Below are 16864 nucleotides of genomic sequence, written 5' to 3'. Positions count from 1 at the left end.
ACATGAGATTCGACGAAACGTATTCAGGAAAAGTATTCATTAAAAGCCATCCGAATTACGAAGAATCCAAAGCAGTTCTCTACGGCATGCCGATGGACTGGACCGTTAGCTACCGTCCAGGTTCTCGTTTTGGTCCGAACAAAATTCGCGAAGTTTCCATTGGACTAGAAGAATATAGCCCGTACCTTGATCGTGAGCTAGGAGACGTTAAGTTTTTTGATGCAGGTGATATTCCGTTACCATTCGGTAATCCGGAAAAAAGCTTAGTGGAAATCGAAACGTATGTACACACTCTTTTAGCGGACGAAAAAATTCCAATGGGCATGGGCGGCGAGCATTTGGTGTCATTGCCCGTAATGAAAGCAGTCGCTAGCAAATACGATGATCTGGCAATTATTCACTTTGATGCGCACACAGACCTTCGCGAAAACTACGAAGGTGAAGAATATTCGCATTCGACACCGATACGCAAAATCGCAGATCATATCGGACCGAAGAACGTCTATTCATTTGGTATTCGTTCAGGGATGAAAGAAGAATTTGACTGGGCCAAAGAAAACGGCATGCACCTTTCGAAATTTGAAGTGCTCGAGCCGTTAAAAGAAGTTTTGCCAACGCTTGAAGGGCGCAATGTGTACGTCACGATTGATATGGACGTACTAGACCCTGCACACGCACCAGGAACCGGAACAGTTGACGCAGGCGGTATCACGTCTCGCGAATTACTAGCTTCTATCCATGCAATCGCAGCATCAGGTGTCAATGTCGTCGGTTTTGACCTTGTAGAACTAGCACCCGTGTACGATCATTCCGACCAAACAGCGAACACAGCAAGCAAATTAATGCGCGAAATGATTTTAGGTTGGGTGAAATAAGAAAAGCGCAAGCGGCCGTGTAGATTCGACGGGCGTAAGACGCGCTAGCGAAGCGGCGTTTTTTCAGCCGCACAGCTAGAGTGACTTATGACCCTAGAATCTGGCCGCTAGAGCTAGCCAAAAAGAAAAGCGAAAGCGCACATGTAGCTCTGCCGGGCATAAGACGGATCGACGAAGCGGCGTTCTTTGCCGCACAGTCGAGACGGCTTATGACCCAAAGAGCTGTGCGCTAGAGCTAGCCAATAAGAAAAGCGCAAGCGGCTGTTCAGTCCCGACAGGCTTAAGACAGAACACGCAGGAAATCTTGATTTCTGCAGTGGGCTGACTTAAGACCCCGAGGGACTAGCCGCTAGAGCTAGCCAATAAGAAAAGCGCAAGCGGCCGTGTAGATTCGACGGGCGTAAGACGCGCTAGCGAAGCGGCGTTTTTCCAGCCAATTAAATAGACCGTCAAACCCGTCTGGAATGTTTCTAGACGGGTTTTCTTATGGTGGCAAGAGCCTAAATTAGAAAACTTCTCTTGAAAACGGTAAAATGAAAAAAAGAATCCAGTAGAAGAGGTGCGTAGCATGAAATTGTATAAATGGACGGGGCCACAAGCTCAAGTCGAACAAACTAAGGCAGACCAACCAAATGCGAACATGACCCAGTTACAGAATGAGAAAGAAGCTGTGGTGCTTTACGAGGCAGGAGACGGGACAACTTTACGCAACGCAGAAGCGTATGAAGTGTTAAACGCTGTGGGCCATATTGAGGACGGCGGCTACGCGGTTTTTAACAATATTCCGGTAACAGATGAAGGTCGCGATCTTTTTGAATCGCGTTTTCAAAACAGAGTTGGAATGGTAGAAAAAGAACCTGGCTTTGCAGCAATACGTGTACTGCGTCCGCTTTATTCGGATACTTATACTATTTTAACTTTATGGAAAGACGAGAAATCGTTTAAAGATTGGCAAGAGTCACAAGCATATGGTCATGCACATGCAAAACGTGGTACAAAAGAAGGGATAGACAAACGACCAAATATTTTTCCGCGACCTTCTTTTGTCACTACCTATACGAAGTAACATTAAAATAAGGCAGACGGAGAAAACGAATTGTTTTCCCGTCTGTTTTTGGTTCCAGAAATAGTGGGCGCTACGTTTATTAAAATCCAATAAGAGATATAGATGAAGAAAGCAATAAAAAAGAAAGGACAGTGACTTATGCATGAGTTTGATGAGGTATTCATCCAAATCTTGGTGTTATTGGCCATTGCGATTACAGTTGTCGGGATTGCCAGAAAAATCAAGCAACCAGACACCATTGCATTAGTTCTGGTAGGTCTTTTGCTGGGAACGACTAGCTTACCATTTCCATTCATTGACATGGCCGAAGAATTTATTACACAATCGGAAGTTTTCCAAGTGATCATCATTTCTTTGTTTTTACCTATCCTGCTTGGTGATGCTACGTTAAAGCTTCCTTTTTATCATTTATACAAACGAAGAAAGACCGTATTAGGCCTTGCTTTAGGTGGAACATTTATATCATTTGTTGTGATTGGGTTTTTAACTCATTTTTTGCTAGGTCTTCCTTTAGCGGTCGCTTTTACGTTTGCGGCATTGATGAGCGCAACCGATCCAATCAGTGTCTTATCCATCTTTAAATCTGCAGGGGTTTCAGAAAAGCTTTCCACAATTATGGAAGGCGAATCTCTTTTTAATGACGGAATTGCGATCGTCTTATTTCAAATCGCGTCTGTTTATTTACTGACTTATATTGATATGGGCTGGGCAGGCTTAGGCAGTGGTGTGTTGCTATTTCTTCGTTTTGCTGTAGGAGGCATATTGGTGGGTGTCATTCTGGGGTACCTCTTTTCACAAGTTATTCGCTTTTATGACGATTATCCTTTTGAAATTGCCATCTCTGCATTATTATTTTTCGGGAGTTATTTTATCGCAGAGCATATACACGTGTCTGGAATCATCGCTGTAGTAGCAGGAGGGTTTGTTTTTAATGATTACGGCGGTAAAATCGGGATGTCAGAGTTAACGAAAAATGCGATTAATACATTTTGGGACGTCATCACACTTATTGCGAATTCGTTAATTTTCTTGATTGTCGGATTGGAAATTCGCAATATCGATTTTTCTGGCCAATGGTTGATCATCTTGTTGGCCATTGTGATTGTTTTAGTGGCGAGAGTTGTTGCTCTGTTTTTCAGTACAATGCCGGCTAAAGACTTAAATCGTAAAGAGCGGATTTTATTGAACTGGGGCGGGTTAAAAGGGAGTTTATCGATTGCCTTAGCATTAAGTCTCCCGGCAAGTTTCGACGGACGTGAAACGATTTTAATCTTAACGTTTGCGGTCGTCCTGTTTTCTTTAGTCATTCAAGGCTTAACCATCAAACCATTGATTAAATTATTAGGACTTCAGTCAAGATAAACCCAATCATACGAATGAAAAATAAACCGACCCTAAAATAAAGGGTCGGTTTTTGCTATAAATTTATCGAATTTCTCCATTCGCAACGTCCCGGTAAAAAGAACTGGTGCAAACAAGTAGGTGCTGTATTGAAAAAGCCGAGTGAATCGGGCTATAATGAGAAGGTTATTATTTGACGGGGAGGCGGAGAGACATGCAAAAGACAGTACAAATAAAACTGACAACGACGATCCGTCAGCCGGAAATGGAAGAACAAGTAATGGTATTGGAATCTCGAGGAACATTAACGGAGAAAAACCAGCTGCGCTATTTGCAGTATGCCGAGCAGCAAGATGACCTTGAAATTCGGACGATGGTTAAACTTCAAGAAAATGAAGCGGTGATTATGAGAAGCGGCGGCTTGCAGATGCGGCTCCCTTTTTTATTACATAAAGAACAAACCGGCAATCTGACAAATGAACAAGGATCGTTTATGTTGACGACGAAAGCGCATGAACTGTTGATCAGTGATACACGATTCAAGGTTCGATACGATATGGCATTAGGGTCAGAACATGTCGGTGAATACGAAATGGAAATACAATTTATGGAGGCTAAATAATGAATGCAGTAGAACAAGTTCAACACGCCATTAAAACAGCATTTGCGGAAGCAATCGAAAAAGCAGAGTTAACAACAGAATCAGTTGAAGTACAGTTGGAAACACCGAGAGATAAAACAAATGGCGATTATGCAACGAATATTGCGATGCAATTAACACGTTTGGCGAAAAAGCCACCTCGTGCAATTGCCGAAGCGATTGTAGCAAATCTTGATAAAGATGCAGCGAACATCCAAACAGTAGATATTGCTGGACCCGGATTTATCAACATTACAATCAAAAAAGATTATTTGCAGGACGTTGTCAAAACCGTACTAGAGCAAAAAGTAGATTACGGGCGTTCAACGGCAGGCGGCAATGAACGCATCCAAGTAGAGTTTGTTTCGGCTAATCCAACTGGAGACCTGCATTTAGGGCATGCGCGTGGCTCGTCAGTCGGCGATTCGCTATGCAACATTCTAGACTTGGCTGGATATGATGTATCTCGTGAATATTATATTAACGATGCCGGTAACCAAATTAACAATTTGGCTTTATCGATCGAAGCGCGTTATTTTGAGGCACTTGGCAAAGGCGACAGCATGCCAGAAGATGGCTACCGTGGCCAAGATATTAAAGACATCGCAGAAGCGCTGGTTCAAGAACATGGCGAAAAATTTGTCAGCATGACGCATGAAGAGCGTTTTGAAACATTCCGTCAACACGGGTTAAAAGTGGAATTAGCTAAACTGCAGCAAGATTTAGCAAACTTCCGCGTTGAGTTTGATGAATGGTACCCAGAATCATCCTTATACAAAAACGGTAAAATCGATGAAGCATTAGCTAAGCTCCGTGCAAATGGTCATGTCTTTGAAGAAGAAGGTGCTACTTGGTTCCGGTCAACAACATTTGGAGATGACAAAGATCGTGTCTTAATTAAAAATGATGGCACGTATACGTATTTAATGCCGGATATTGCCTACCATGAAGATAAATTGCAACGCGGTTTTGGCAAGCTGATCAACGTTTGGGGTGCTGACCACCACGGTTATATTCCACGGATGAAAGCGGCGATCGAAGCGCTTGGGTATGACCGTGATACACTTGAAGTGAGCATTATTCAAATGGTGCAATTGTACAAAGACGGCGAAAAAATGAAGATGAGCAAGCGTACAGGAAAAGCGGTAACGATGCGCGAACTAGTCGAACTAGTTGGACTAGATGCCGTTCGTTATTTCTTCGCGATGCGTTCAGGCGATTCGCATATGGACTTTGATTTGGATTTGGCTGTTTCTCAGTCCAACGAAAATCCGGTTTATTACTCGCAATATGCGCATGCTCGTATTAGCTCAATCTTGCGTCAAGCAGAAGAACAAGGTTTACTAGCTTCAGAAGAGCATTTAAACTTGTTGACTTCTGAAAAAGAAATTGATGTGTTGAAAAAAATTGGGGATTTCCCACAAGTCATCGCAGATGCAGCGAAACAACGTGCACCTCACCGCATTACAACGTACATTCAAGAATTGGCGTCAAATTTCCATAGTTTCTACAATGCCAATAAAGTATTAGATGCAGCAAACGCCGAAATGACAAGTGCTCGTTTGGCATTGATCACGGCTGTGAAAACAACGTTAGCGAATGCACTCAAAACAGTCGGCGTTAGAGCTCCTGAAAAAATGTAAGCGAAAGCTAAACGGTTACGTGTATAATGAAACAGAATTCGAACTTTATAGCGATTCATAAAGGTGCTTATGTCTAAGAACATGAGTTAAAAGGGAAGCCGGTTCAACTCCGGCGCGGTCCCGCCACTGTATGTGAGAGGAATTTGCAACATGCCACTGAAGCAATGCTTTGGGAAGGTGCAAACACCAATGATCACAAGCCAGGAGACCTGCCTTTATGACAACACACCCATATGCCTGCGAGGAAAGGCTGGATGCGCATGCTTTTTTATGGCGTCCTTTCAATCCCTCGCAGAACTTTGCGGGGGATTTTGTTTTGTGTCAGTTTTAAGTAGTCCACAAATCAGCGTCCGCCTGCAGCGATTTTTTATAACAAAAACACGACACTCTAGGGGGATTTTAATGATGAACAAGTTTTGGAAGTTTGGAGCAACAGCGGGATTAGCAGCCGTTTTACTAGCAGGATGTGGAGATACAGCAACGCCAGAAGAGGATGTCGAAACACCAGCAGAACCACCGACAGAAGTAGCAGAAGTTGAATATCCGGTAACCATCATAGATGCAGTCGGAGATGAAATTGTTATTGAAGAAGAGCCAGAAGCTATTGTCTCGATGATTCCATCGAATACAGAAATTGCTTATGAATTAGGATTAGGCGAAAAAATGGTCGGCGTATCCGATTATGATAACTACCCAGAAGAAACAGCGGATGTTGAAAAAATTGGGGGACAAGAATTTAATGTAGAAAAAATTATTAGCCTTCAGCCAGACTTAGTGCTTGCACACGAATCGGGACTAGGTGTTGGAGATGCTGGATTGCAACAATTACGTGATGCAGGCCTTGACGTATTCGTCGTTCAAAATGCGGCTAGTTTTGAAGAAGTTTACGATTCAATTACAGAAATTGCACAAGCGACAGGAACGATGGAAGCAGCAGAAAAACTAGTTTCAGAAATGGAAGTCCAAGTGGCTGAAATCGAAGAACTGGCAGCAACAATTGAAGAACCCAAAACGGTCTTTTTAGAAGTCGGCAGCCAACCGGACATTTACACAACGGGAAGCGGCACATTCATGGATGAAATGTTGACATTGATTAATGCGGAAAACGTTGCTGGCGAATTAGAAGGATGGGTTATTATGGACCCAGAAGCAATCGTTGCAGCAAATCCGGATGTTATGATCACGACAGAAGGCGATTATGTTGAAGATGCAGTCGGTCAAATTAAAAAACGTGGCGGCTTTGCAGAAGTAACAGCTGTTAAAGAAGATGCCATCTACAGCTTAAATTCAGATATGCTCACTCGTTCAGGACCACGTTTAACTGCAGGACTAATGGAAATGGCACAGGCAGTTTATCCTGATGTTTTCAATGAGTAAACATCTAGTAGCATACAGCGTCTCTCTGCTGATTTTAGTAGGAGCCGTATTGCTCGGGGTGACCGTTGGAACGGTTTCTATTTCACCAGTTGTGCTGTGGAATCCGTCATCAGATGAAGCGGCGGCCAATATTTTATGGAATATTCGCATGCCTCGCGTAATTTTGGCAGGGCTTGTTGGAGCAGCGTTAGCGATTGCGGGTGCTGCGTTCCAAGGGCTTTTAAAAAATCCATTGGCCGATCCTTACACCCTGGGAGTGTCTTCCGGTGCCTCAGTCGGCGCTGTGACGACGCTCTTTTTTGGTATTTCGATACCGTTTTTAGGACCCTTCACCTTACCGGTTATGAGCATGATCGGAGCATTGCTGACGATGTTTGCCGTTATGAGCTTTGCAAAACTGGTGGATCGCTCGATGAAAATGGAAACCGTCATTTTAACTGGAATCATCTTTAGTTCATTTCTTGGATCAATTATTTCTTTAATGATTGCTTTAACAGGAGAAGAGTTACGGCAAATTATCGGGTGGCTGCTCGGCAGTGTGTCTATGCGTGGTTGGCCATATGTCCGAATGGCGTTGCCGTTTGTGTTAATCGGTTCTTTCATATTATGGCTAAAGCGTCGTGAATTAAATGCGATGCTGTTCGGTGAAGAACGCGCGCAGCACTTAGGCGTAGATGTCAAAAAGAGCAAAATGACGATCTTGATTGGCGGATCGGTACTAACAGGAGCCGCTGTTTCGGTTTCTGGAACGATTGGTTTTGTCGGATTGGTCGTTCCGCATATGACCCGTTTATTATGGGGATCGGATCATCGCCACGTTTTGCCTTTGTCGTTTATTAATGGAGCCGCTCTTTTGATCGTTTGTGATTTGGTATCACGAACGATTATCTCACCAACAGAATTGCCAATTGGTGTCATTACGGCGTTTATCGGCGCACCGGTATTTGCCTTTATCTTTTTCCGGCAGCGCAAAGGAGGGGTATAACAATGCTTGAAATAAAGGATCTAACAGGTGGCTACGGCGATAAAAATATCGTAAAAGACGTATCTTTTACTGTGAAGAAAGGCTCTATTCTAGGTATTTTAGGGCCAAATGGTAGCGGCAAATCGACCTTAATGAAATTAATTAGTGGTGTATTGCCAGCTGAAAGCGGCGAAGTTCGAATCGAAGGTATGTCGATTGCAGATTTTCCAGCTAAAGAACTAGCGAAAAAAATGGCGGTATTGCCTCAATTGCATACACACGCCTTTTCCCATACAGTTCGAGAAACGGTCTCGCTTGGCAGGTATCCGCATCAAGGGGGCTGGTTTTCATTATGGTCTGAAGAAGATGAGCGGACCGTTATAGAAGCCATGCGCTTGATGGACATTAGCCATTATGAAAAAACGCAAATTGACCGGATGTCTGGTGGCGAGCAGCAGCGTGTTTTCGTCGCACAAGCATTAGCGCAAGATGCGGACATTTTACTATTAGATGAACCAACGAACCACTTAGATATTAACCATCAAAAGGAATTGCTCGATACCATTAAAAAGCAAGCTATTGAAAAAGAGTTAACCATTGTTTCGATTTTTCACGATATCAATTTGGCGTCTATGTATTGCGATCAATTATTGTTGCTTGACCGGGGTCAAGTTGTTCGAATGGGTGAACCACATGAAGTGGTTCGCGAACAGGATATTGAACGGGTCTATAAAACGCGAGTTAGCAATCACCCACATCCTGAATTACCAAAGCCGCAAATCACTTTATTGCCAGGAGTTAAGAATGCTTCAGCCATCTTCAAAATTCGGGCAGAAGAATTTCAGATTTCTAAAGACATGGTGCTATACAAAAGCCCCATTCCGTTAAAAACGGTTTCCTCAGCAGTCGTCAATGCAGGCTCCGGATGGTTCCGGAATTTTATGAACCGCCATGTGGATGCGTTTTATAATGTAGATGATAGTGTTCTTGAAATGACGGAGTATATTGCGGGAAATGGCTTGAAAACGACGGATACAGTAGGAATGATGACAGCGGTTCAAACGCAAGATGCCATTGTTAAAGAATATGCAGGTCCTTTTGGTTCGGTCGTCATTGCGGTAACTGCAGGCGTTGGAAACGGTGTGGATGTCTCAAAAGCAGTAGAACGTACGCTACGCGTTGGTACCATCAACACATGGATACTAGTTAATGGAGTTTTGTCGGATGAAGCATTTATCCAAGCAATGATTACGGCGACTGAAGCCAAAACGAAAGCACTTCAACAAGAGCAAGTTAAAGATCCGCTGACTGGTACAATTGCAACCGGAACATCGACTGATAGTTGTTTGGTTGCGGCAACGCAACAAGGGGAGCAATTGCCTTATGCAGGGCCAATTACCGAGCTTGGAAAATTAATCGGTGTTGGCGTTTTTGAGTGTACTGTCGAAGCACTCAAATTATATGAACTAGCGAAAGCGAAAAATTGATAATGGCACATATTATCGCGATAATGCTAGGTTTAACCATCGATCGTATGGTTGGAGATCCACCAAATTGGCCGCATCCGGTTCGCTGGATCGGCACAGCAATAAGCATATTAACGCGTCGCTGGAACAAGGGGGCAAACGCCTACCGAAACGGCTTTTTGTTAGTAGGAACTATTGCCTTGACCGTGTTTTTGATTGTTTATCTAGTTGTCGCACTGGCGTACTCGTCGAACCTTTTTGTAGGAATTGTCTTAGAAGCTTTACTGATTGCTTCTGGACTTGCCCAGAAGAGCTTAAAAGACGCAGCGATGGATGTTTACACGCCGCTGATCGATAAAGATATGGTGTTAGCACGTGAAAAATTATCTTGGATTGTCGGCAGAGATACAGCTGGCTTGAATGAAAGTGAAATAACGCGAGGCGTTGTTGAAACGGTTTCTGAAAATACGAGCGACGGTGTGACCGCGCCATTATTCTGGGCATTTTTGCTTGGAGCACCTGGATTATGGTTGTATAAAGCGGTCAATACGCTGGATTCAATGGTCGGTTATCATAATGAGGAATTTGAGAAGTTTGGCTTTGCTTCAGCAAAAACCGATGATGTGCTGAATTTCATTCCGAGTCGGTTAACCGGCTTTTTGATTTTAATCATGACAGAAAACAAACAGGCACTGTCCTTACATCAACGTTTTGCGAAATGGCTACAAGATGCACCCAAGCATCCAAGTCCAAACAGTGGTTGGTTAGAAGCGGCTACAGCGGTGCAACTGGGCATTGAGCTCGGTGGTGTAAATCGTTATCGTGGAGTCGAGACTTACCGTGCACGAATGGGAATCCCGATTTATCCATTAGAAGCACGACATATTCATGACACTGTTGGACACATGCAACGAGTCACCATTGGATTTTTCATTTTATTTGTTTTAGGAGGGGTCTTGCTTGGTATTGCCTAATCACGGAGCTAATCCACTACATCTGTATAAACAAGCTGGAATCACTCCCCCTGAGCAAATTGTGGATTTCAGCGAAAACGTTCATCCGTTCGGTCCACCTGCATTCTTGGCAGAACAGTGGCCCAAAATGCTAGAACGGGTCGGAACTTATCCCGATCCACAAGGAGAACCGTTTCGCACAGCAGCTGCAAAATTTCATCAAGTAAAAGTAGACCAACTGGCTATAGGGAACGGTGCAGCTGAGATTTTCACTTGGTTAGCTAGAAGATATCGCAATCAACAAGTAGTATTAATCGAACCGGCATTTTCTGAATACCGCCAAACGCTGGAATCGGAAAACGTTCAGATCAGAGTGATTCAGCTGGGACCGGAAAATGGCTGGAAATTGACGTTGGAAAAACTTCAACCCGCCATTGTAGGCTGCACGGCGCTGTACATTTGCAACCCACAGAATCCTACAGGTATTTTGTTAGACCTCGAAACACTTAAAAAAATAGCGCAAGCTTGTTTAATTCAAAACTGCGAACTGGTACTTGATGAAGCCTTTATCGATTTTATTGGCGAACAAGTTTCGTTTATGCCGTTTTTACAGGAATTTCCGAATGTTATCATTGTTCGTTCGATGACCAAAATGTATGCAATTCCTGGGTTGCGACTGGGCTATGCGGTTAGTCAAACTGAAACAATCGATCAATTAAAGCAAGGAGCGGCACATTGGAATGTTAATGCCTTGTCTGCTGCGATTGGAGCAGATTGTCTGAAAGCAGTCAGTTATCGCTTCAAGGTGATTGGAGCCGCTTCAGCAGAACGACAGAAGATGCAGCAGTTTTTTAGTAGAAATCATTGTCGAACAACTGATTCTGCCGCTAATTTCTTGTCGTTTCAGTTGCCAGACCCGTATGATTCTCAAGCGTTTTTCGTAGAACTATTAAAAAAAGGAATGGTCCTTAGACACACGGAATCGTTCCGAGGAATGGATGGCAAGTGGTTCCGAATCGGCATGAAGTCAACGGAAAATATGGAGAAACTTCGGGAGGCGATTGCAGCATGGCTCGAGGTCAATTAGTTTTTATCAGTGGTGGAGTTCGTAGCGGCAAAAGCACTTATGCAGAAATGCTTGTACGTGATACTGGCAAGGGCCGGAGGATTTATTTGGCTAGCGGTCAAGCTTATGATGAAGAGATGATCGAGCGCATTGAACGTCATCGAAAAGATCGGCAGGAAGATGGCTGGCTAACTATTGAGCAAGCCTACAGTATGGCAAATGTGTTACAAGAGCTTGAACCGGACGATTTGGTGCTATGGGACTGCGTAACAACGTGGCTTGCCAATGAACTTTATGAAGGTTGGGAAACGGGCAATATGTGTGCTGACATTGAAGACTGCATGGAGCAGAAATGGGGTAAGTTACAAGAGACGATTCTGGAAATGTTGAATACAGTCCATTCGTTGACAATTGTCTCAAATGAAGTATTAGACGACTTTGTGCGAGATCGACTGTACCAAAGCTGGCTTGGGCGTATTCATATTTGGCTCGTTCAGCAAGCTGATCAGGCACTCGAAATGGAAAATGGGTTGTCATTTAGAAGGAAGTGAAAAAATGCGTGGAATAATGATTCAAGGAACTTCATCAGATGTCGGAAAAAGCATGATATGTACAGCTTTTTGCCGAATTTTTTCTGATGAAGGATTCGAAGTAGCTCCTTTTAAATCGCAGAACATGTCGAACAATTCCTACGTCACAATACTTGGCGAAGAGATTGGTCGCGCGCAAGGTGTTCAAGCAGAAGCAGCGCGTGTTTTAGCGACCGTAGACATGAATCCAATCTTACTGAAACCTGAAAGTGGGATGAAATCGCAAGTGATTTTATTTGGTGAAAAACTTGAAACGATGGATGGTATGGATTACCGAGCACAGTTTTACGAAAAAGGATTAAAAGCAATCGATCAAGCACTAGCAAATTTGGCGCAAGACTTTACTCATCTAGTTATTGAAGGAGCTGGGAGTCCAGCTGAAGTCAACTTAAACGACCGCGAGATAGTTAATATGACGGTTGCTAAACGTGCAGATGTTCCGGTAATTTTAGTAGCCGATATCGAACGAGGTGGTGTTTTTGCATCGATTATCGGAACGCTCGCTTTGATACCCGAAAAACAGCGAGTTAAGGGTCTAATCATTAATAAATTCAGAGGCGACGTACAGCTTTTTGAAGAGGGTATCCGTTTTCTTGAATCGTATACAGGCATACCGGTACTCGGAGTTATTCCTCATATGGATCGTCATGAAATCGAACAAGAAGATTCGCTTGGAGTTCAAGCTGTTCAGCAGATATCCAGAGTTGAACATGCGATTGAACTAGTTGTCTGCAAACATCCTTATATGTCAAACTTCACAGATATTGAACCTTTTCTCAATGAACCAGATATTACCATTCGTTGGGCTGAAACAGTTGCTGATATTGGACATCCAGATATCTTGCTGTTACCAGGCACGAAAAGCACCATTGCAGATCTGCGCTACTGGAAACAGCAAAAGCTTGGAGCCAAACTGAGTGAACTGTACGGCAACACATGGATTGTCGGTTTGTGCGGAGGCTTTCAACTGTTTGCTGAAACCTTAACAGATCCACAAGGTTACGACGGCACAGCAGTAGAAAATGAAGAAGGATTTAGCTTGATCCCATCTATGCATGTGGAGTTTCAAAAGCAGAAAATGGTTCGACGCCAGAGAGCTACAGTAAAGTTTGAACATGCAGAAGTTGAAGTCGCAGGTTATGAAATTCATCACGGTAAAGTGACAGCATCCGCTTATCCGCTTATGCATTGTGGAGATATTGGAGAGGGATATTTTCATAATCGGCTACTGGGCACACATCTACATGGGTTTTTCCAGGATCTACACTGCCGTACTGCGTTTCTCGCACCCATTCGAAGGCAGAAAAATCTACCAATACCTTCACGTGAAGTAGTGAAGGATCCTTTTGATCGCTGGGCAGGACATGTTAAACGTCATCTCGACTGGGAGAAAGTCATAGAAATAATGGAAGCCGATCAATGAGCCAGCAGCTAAGAACAGGCCTTTTATTAGCGCTTCAATTTTTTTCAGTGATCCCAGTGAAAAAACAATTACCAATGGAAAAAATTCATATTACGGCGATGTATGCGATGCTGCCACTAGTAGGCATCCTTTTCGGTAGTGTTTTAGCAGTGTCGGTTTGGTTGTTACGTGATGCGACGGATGTCAGTTCATTGCTAATCGGCTTTGTCGTTGTCGCAATTGGCCTAGTGGTAACCGGAGGATTGCATATGGACGGACTGGCAGATACGGGCGATGCTTATTTTTCTTATCAAGACCGAGAAAAACGCTTAGCTATTATGGCAGATCCGCGGATTGGTGCTTTTGGAACGATGGTGTTACTACTGGCGATTGTTGGAAAAGTGATTATCGTGGCCGAATCGGTAGACTCTGTTTCTCTAGCAGTGATTTTATGGATTCCTGTTTTTTCAAGAATTGGCATGCTGGTCTTGTTCAGCTCAACCAAGTCAGCAAAACTTGATGGACTTGCAGCATTCTTTCAGCAACGGACAAATCACAAAGTCGTCTGGCTACTGGCGATTGCATGGCTGGGTTTTAGCTTTGCTGTGACCGTTTGGAGTACGACTAGTTGGATTGCGCTGATTTTGCTGATGCTATTACTTGTCTCACTTTGGCTGTACCGCGCTTGGTGCCTAAAGAATTTTGGCGGTGTTACAGGTGATTTGTTCGGCGCTTATGTGGAAGGAGTGGAAATTTTATTATGGATCAGTCTTTTGTTCTTCGTTTAATTCGCCATGCCGCTACACGAGGCAATGAACAAAAACGCTATATCGGTTGGACCGATGAATCCATTTTGCCCTTTAAAGCCACGCCTGACCTGCAGATAAAAAAAGTTGTGGGCAGTGATTTAAAGCGGTGTCGAGAAACTGCTGCTATCCTGTTTCCCAATGCAGTTTACCAGGCAAACAGAGATTTTCGAGAATGTCATTTCGGTCAATGGGAAATGAAAACTTACGATGAGTTGAAAAGTAGTCAACTGTATCGGAACTGGATAGATCACCCTTGGCAGATCAGACCACCAAGTGGTGAAAGTCTCGCTGACATGGCGGAGCGAGTCGAACGAGGTTTGAAGAAACTGCCAGAAGGTAAAGCGATTACGCTCGTTCTTCACGGGGGACCGATTCGTTACTTAATTGCTGAAGCTTTGGGTGACAAATTTCAAAATCAAACTGCGCTGCATGGTGGTTGCCACATGTTAACGTGGCAGAGTCGCCAAGCGTTCGAGGAGCGTGAATTATGCACATCGTTTTCGGTGGAGCCTTTAACGGCAAACGGCAATACGTAAAAGAGCAATTGAAAAACCATAATGTTGACTGGAATGAAGCTCGGTTACCTGAAATAGCAACTCGAGAAACCGTCGTTATTGCAGGTTTAGAAAATTGGGTGAGACAACAACTTGAACAAGGTTTTTCAGAACAGTATATGATAGAACAAGTAAGGAAAATAGCTGGCCAGAAACAACTGTTGCAAATTTGGGTGCTGACAGATTTGAATCGCGGCATCGTGCCGACTGAACGGATCGAGCGTGAAATGCGCGACGTTCTTGGCCGGTTATATCAATTTTTATTTCATGAAGCAGAAAGTATTACACGAATTTGGTACGGCATTCCACAAACAATAAAAGGGGCGGATCAAGATGAAAATTTACACAAAAACAGGCGATAAAGGGCAAACTAGTTTAATCGGAGCACGTACGGATAAAGATGCACCACGCGTAGAAGCCTATGGCACTATTGACGAAGTGAATTCGTTTATTGGCAAGGCGATGACGGAATTGGCACCGGAAAAATACGCCGATTTGTTAGAAGACCTAGAAGCGATACAAAACGAATTATTCGATTGCGGCGGAGATTTAGCTGACGTTCGAAAAGAGCCGAATTTTAAGATGACGGAAGCACCCGTTGAAGTTTTAGAAAAACGCATCGATGAACTAATGGAAGAACCGCCACTACTTGAACGATTCATTTTACCAGGAGGATCACCAGCAGCTGCAACTTTGCATATTGCACGTACGATTACGCGTCGTGCTGAGCGACAAACAGTGACGTTGATGAGATCAGGCGAAGAGTTTCCACTAGTCGTTCAACGTTATTTAAACCGTTTATCGGATTATCTATTTGCGGCATCGCGTGTCGTCAATTCACGTGCAGGTGTGCCAGATAATGAATATGTTCGTAGCGCTAAAGTCTTTAAAGGCGGCGGACGCGGCAAGAAATCGGCCGAGTGAGATGACGACAAAAAAATTAGCGCTTGCGGCGTTATTTATTAGCTTATCGGCAATCGGCGGGATGATTAAAATTCCGCTTGGCATCACGTCTATTGCGCTCGATTCGATGCCCGCATTAATTGCGGTGCTGTTTTTTACAGCACCTCTGGCAGCTACCATTGCGGCATTTGGTCACTTGATTTCGGCGCTATTTGGCGGTATGCCACTCGGACCATTACACCTGATTATTGCAGTCGAAATGTGGCTTGTTGTTTGGCTGTTCGCAAAACTGCATCAAGCAGGTAGGCATTGGTTGAAATGGCTGGCATTTGTTATTGGCAATGGAGTAGTAGCGGCAGTGCCGTTTTACTTTTTACTATCGCCCGCATTTTTTTATGCGTCCGTGCCAGGACTGTTAATTGCTGCTTCTATTAATGCAGCAGTTGCTGCTCTTTTAATGCCGTATGTCCTAAAAGCTAGTGGAGGTTCACACTATGCGTCACGAAATATGGATTGATGACTTTGTCATTACGTCGGACAATGCAGCAGGAATTGGTGAAAAACAGCACGACATCATCTATGCGCCTAATGCCATTACTGCGAAGTTTGCGGCACGCGTCGCGTTACTTGAACAATGGGCTGCAGGTAGCGAACCAGACGCAGTGCTGCTTCATAACTTTAGTGGAGCTGCGGAGTGGAACGATTACGTTACGGGTCTCACTGAACTATTTACTGAAGCAGAAACGCTAGTGCCCTCCATTTCGGGAAGTACAGAAAGCAATATGCCGACGCTGCAATCGGGTATTTCTGTAACAATGATTGGCAAACGAAAAAGAAATTTTATGCCGGCAGATGCTCTTAGGTGGTTTGCTTATGGTGTTCCACTTGTTGGGGAAGACGTGCTGACTAAGGTGGATCAAATTGCGGATCTTGTTCTCCTCAAGACAGCCCTTGAAACAGCCTTGATCGAACGCATGTGGCCAGTCGGCTCAAAAGGAATCGCACAAGAGTTTGAGTTGTTGATGGAGCGTCGTGTGGGAATATCCACTGCGCTTAACACAGAAACTTCTGGCGGTCCGGCGACCTGTGTTTTGGTCGGTGTACAGCACAGTAAAGCTGAATACGCTCAGCGTTACTTTGGGGAAAATCTTTTTGAGATAGAGTTTAGATAGGGAAAAGCATTATCCATTCTTTAGGATAATGCTTTTTTATTTA

The 16864-nt window shown here is 43.9% G+C and carries 18 protein-coding genes and 1 riboswitch; all 18 genes read left to right on the top strand.

The window, feature by feature from the left end; all coding sequences use genetic code 11:
- The first annotated feature begins 2 nt into the window (after positions 1-2).
- The 18 genes from speB to AJGP001_RS14035 all read left to right on the top strand — a co-directional run bounded on the left by speB (position 3) and on the right by AJGP001_RS14035 (position 16821).
- Positions 3-875 carry an agmatinase gene (speB, locus tag AJGP001_RS14120; RefSeq protein ID WP_078080675.1) on the top strand — a complete coding sequence of 291 codons (873 nt, stop codon included), beginning with the start codon at positions 3-5 and terminating at the stop codon, positions 873-875.
- A 568-nt stretch (positions 876-1443) separates the two neighbouring features.
- Positions 1444-1941, top strand: a complete 498-nt coding sequence (locus AJGP001_RS14115; RefSeq protein WP_078080674.1) for an antibiotic biosynthesis monooxygenase family protein — start codon at positions 1444-1446, stop codon at positions 1939-1941.
- Positions 1942-2079: 138 nt separating this feature from the next.
- On the top strand, positions 2080-3303 hold the full coding sequence (locus AJGP001_RS14110) for a cation:proton antiporter (RefSeq protein ID WP_071153024.1): 1224 nt from the start codon (positions 2080-2082) through the stop codon (positions 3301-3303).
- A gap of 193 nt (positions 3304-3496) precedes the next feature.
- Complete coding sequence (locus AJGP001_RS14105; RefSeq protein ID WP_058384424.1) at positions 3497-3904, top strand: YwiB family protein; 408 nt, start codon at positions 3497-3499, stop codon at positions 3902-3904.
- Positions 3904-5565 (top strand): arginine--tRNA ligase, encoded by a 1662-nt coding sequence (gene argS / locus AJGP001_RS14100; RefSeq protein ID WP_071153025.1) that lies wholly within the window; start codon positions 3904-3906, stop codon positions 5563-5565. The genes AJGP001_RS14105 and argS overlap by 1 nt, the downstream gene beginning before the upstream one ends.
- Positions 5566-5609: 44 nt before the next feature.
- Positions 5610-5796: riboswitch (cobalamin riboswitch) on the top strand.
- A gap of 174 nt (positions 5797-5970) precedes the next feature.
- A complete protein-coding gene (locus AJGP001_RS14095; protein WP_071153100.1) occupies positions 5971-6942 on the top strand; it encodes an ABC transporter substrate-binding protein in 972 nt (323 codons plus the stop codon).
- Entirely contained in the window at positions 6926-7927 is a 1002-nt protein-coding gene (locus AJGP001_RS14090) for a FecCD family ABC transporter permease (protein ID WP_425439664.1), read from the top strand. The genes AJGP001_RS14095 and AJGP001_RS14090 overlap by 17 nt, the downstream gene beginning before the upstream one ends.
- 2 nt (positions 7928-7929) lie before the next feature.
- On the top strand, positions 7930-9393 hold the full coding sequence (locus AJGP001_RS14085; protein ID WP_071153026.1) for an adenosylcobinamide amidohydrolase: 1464 nt from the start codon (positions 7930-7932) through the stop codon (positions 9391-9393).
- On the top strand, positions 9393-10346 hold the full coding sequence (cbiB, locus tag AJGP001_RS14080; protein ID WP_071153101.1) for an adenosylcobinamide-phosphate synthase CbiB: 954 nt from the start codon (positions 9393-9395) through the stop codon (positions 10344-10346). Before AJGP001_RS14085 ends, cbiB begins: the two co-directional genes overlap by 1 nt.
- Positions 10333-11412, top strand: a complete 1080-nt coding sequence (locus AJGP001_RS14075) for a pyridoxal phosphate-dependent aminotransferase (RefSeq protein WP_071153027.1) — start codon at positions 10333-10335, stop codon at positions 11410-11412. The genes cbiB and AJGP001_RS14075 overlap by 14 nt, the downstream gene beginning before the upstream one ends.
- Entirely contained in the window at positions 11394-11942 is a 549-nt protein-coding gene (locus AJGP001_RS14070; RefSeq protein WP_071153028.1) for a bifunctional adenosylcobinamide kinase/adenosylcobinamide-phosphate guanylyltransferase, read from the top strand. Before AJGP001_RS14075 ends, AJGP001_RS14070 begins: the two co-directional genes overlap by 19 nt.
- 4 nt (positions 11943-11946) lie before the next feature.
- On the top strand, positions 11947-13404 hold the full coding sequence (locus AJGP001_RS14065) for a cobyric acid synthase (RefSeq protein ID WP_078080673.1): 1458 nt from the start codon (positions 11947-11949) through the stop codon (positions 13402-13404).
- Entirely contained in the window at positions 13401-14171 is a 771-nt protein-coding gene (cobS, locus tag AJGP001_RS14060; protein ID WP_071153029.1) for an adenosylcobinamide-GDP ribazoletransferase, read from the top strand. Before AJGP001_RS14065 ends, cobS begins: the two co-directional genes overlap by 4 nt.
- Positions 14144-14728, top strand: a complete 585-nt coding sequence (locus AJGP001_RS14055; RefSeq protein WP_071153030.1) for a histidine phosphatase family protein — start codon at positions 14144-14146, stop codon at positions 14726-14728. The genes cobS and AJGP001_RS14055 overlap by 28 nt, the downstream gene beginning before the upstream one ends.
- Positions 14680-15108, top strand: coding sequence for a bifunctional adenosylcobinamide kinase/adenosylcobinamide-phosphate guanylyltransferase (locus AJGP001_RS14050; protein WP_071153031.1), 429 nt, complete (start codon positions 14680-14682; stop codon positions 15106-15108). Before AJGP001_RS14055 ends, AJGP001_RS14050 begins: the two co-directional genes overlap by 49 nt.
- Positions 15080-15670, top strand: a complete 591-nt coding sequence (locus AJGP001_RS14045) for a cob(I)yrinic acid a,c-diamide adenosyltransferase (protein ID WP_071153032.1) — start codon at positions 15080-15082, stop codon at positions 15668-15670. Before AJGP001_RS14050 ends, AJGP001_RS14045 begins: the two co-directional genes overlap by 29 nt.
- Positions 15606-16166: an ECF transporter S component gene (locus AJGP001_RS14040; protein ID WP_245830199.1), complete on the top strand. Its 561-nt coding sequence runs from the start codon at positions 15606-15608 to the stop codon at positions 16164-16166. The genes AJGP001_RS14045 and AJGP001_RS14040 overlap by 65 nt, the downstream gene beginning before the upstream one ends.
- Positions 16144-16821 carry an alpha-ribazole-5-phosphate synthase gene (locus tag AJGP001_RS14035; protein ID WP_071153034.1) on the top strand — a complete coding sequence of 226 codons (678 nt, stop codon included), beginning with the start codon at positions 16144-16146 and terminating at the stop codon, positions 16819-16821. The genes AJGP001_RS14040 and AJGP001_RS14035 overlap by 23 nt, the downstream gene beginning before the upstream one ends.
- Positions 16822-16864: the final 43 nt, after the last annotated feature.

The organism is Planococcus faecalis (assembly GCF_002009235.1).
In the GTDB taxonomy this organism is placed as follows: domain Bacteria; phylum Bacillota; class Bacilli; order Bacillales_A; family Planococcaceae; genus Planococcus; species Planococcus kocurii.
Note: the sequence above shows the minus strand (reverse complement) of the source record. Positions and strands in the feature narration are given on the sequence as shown.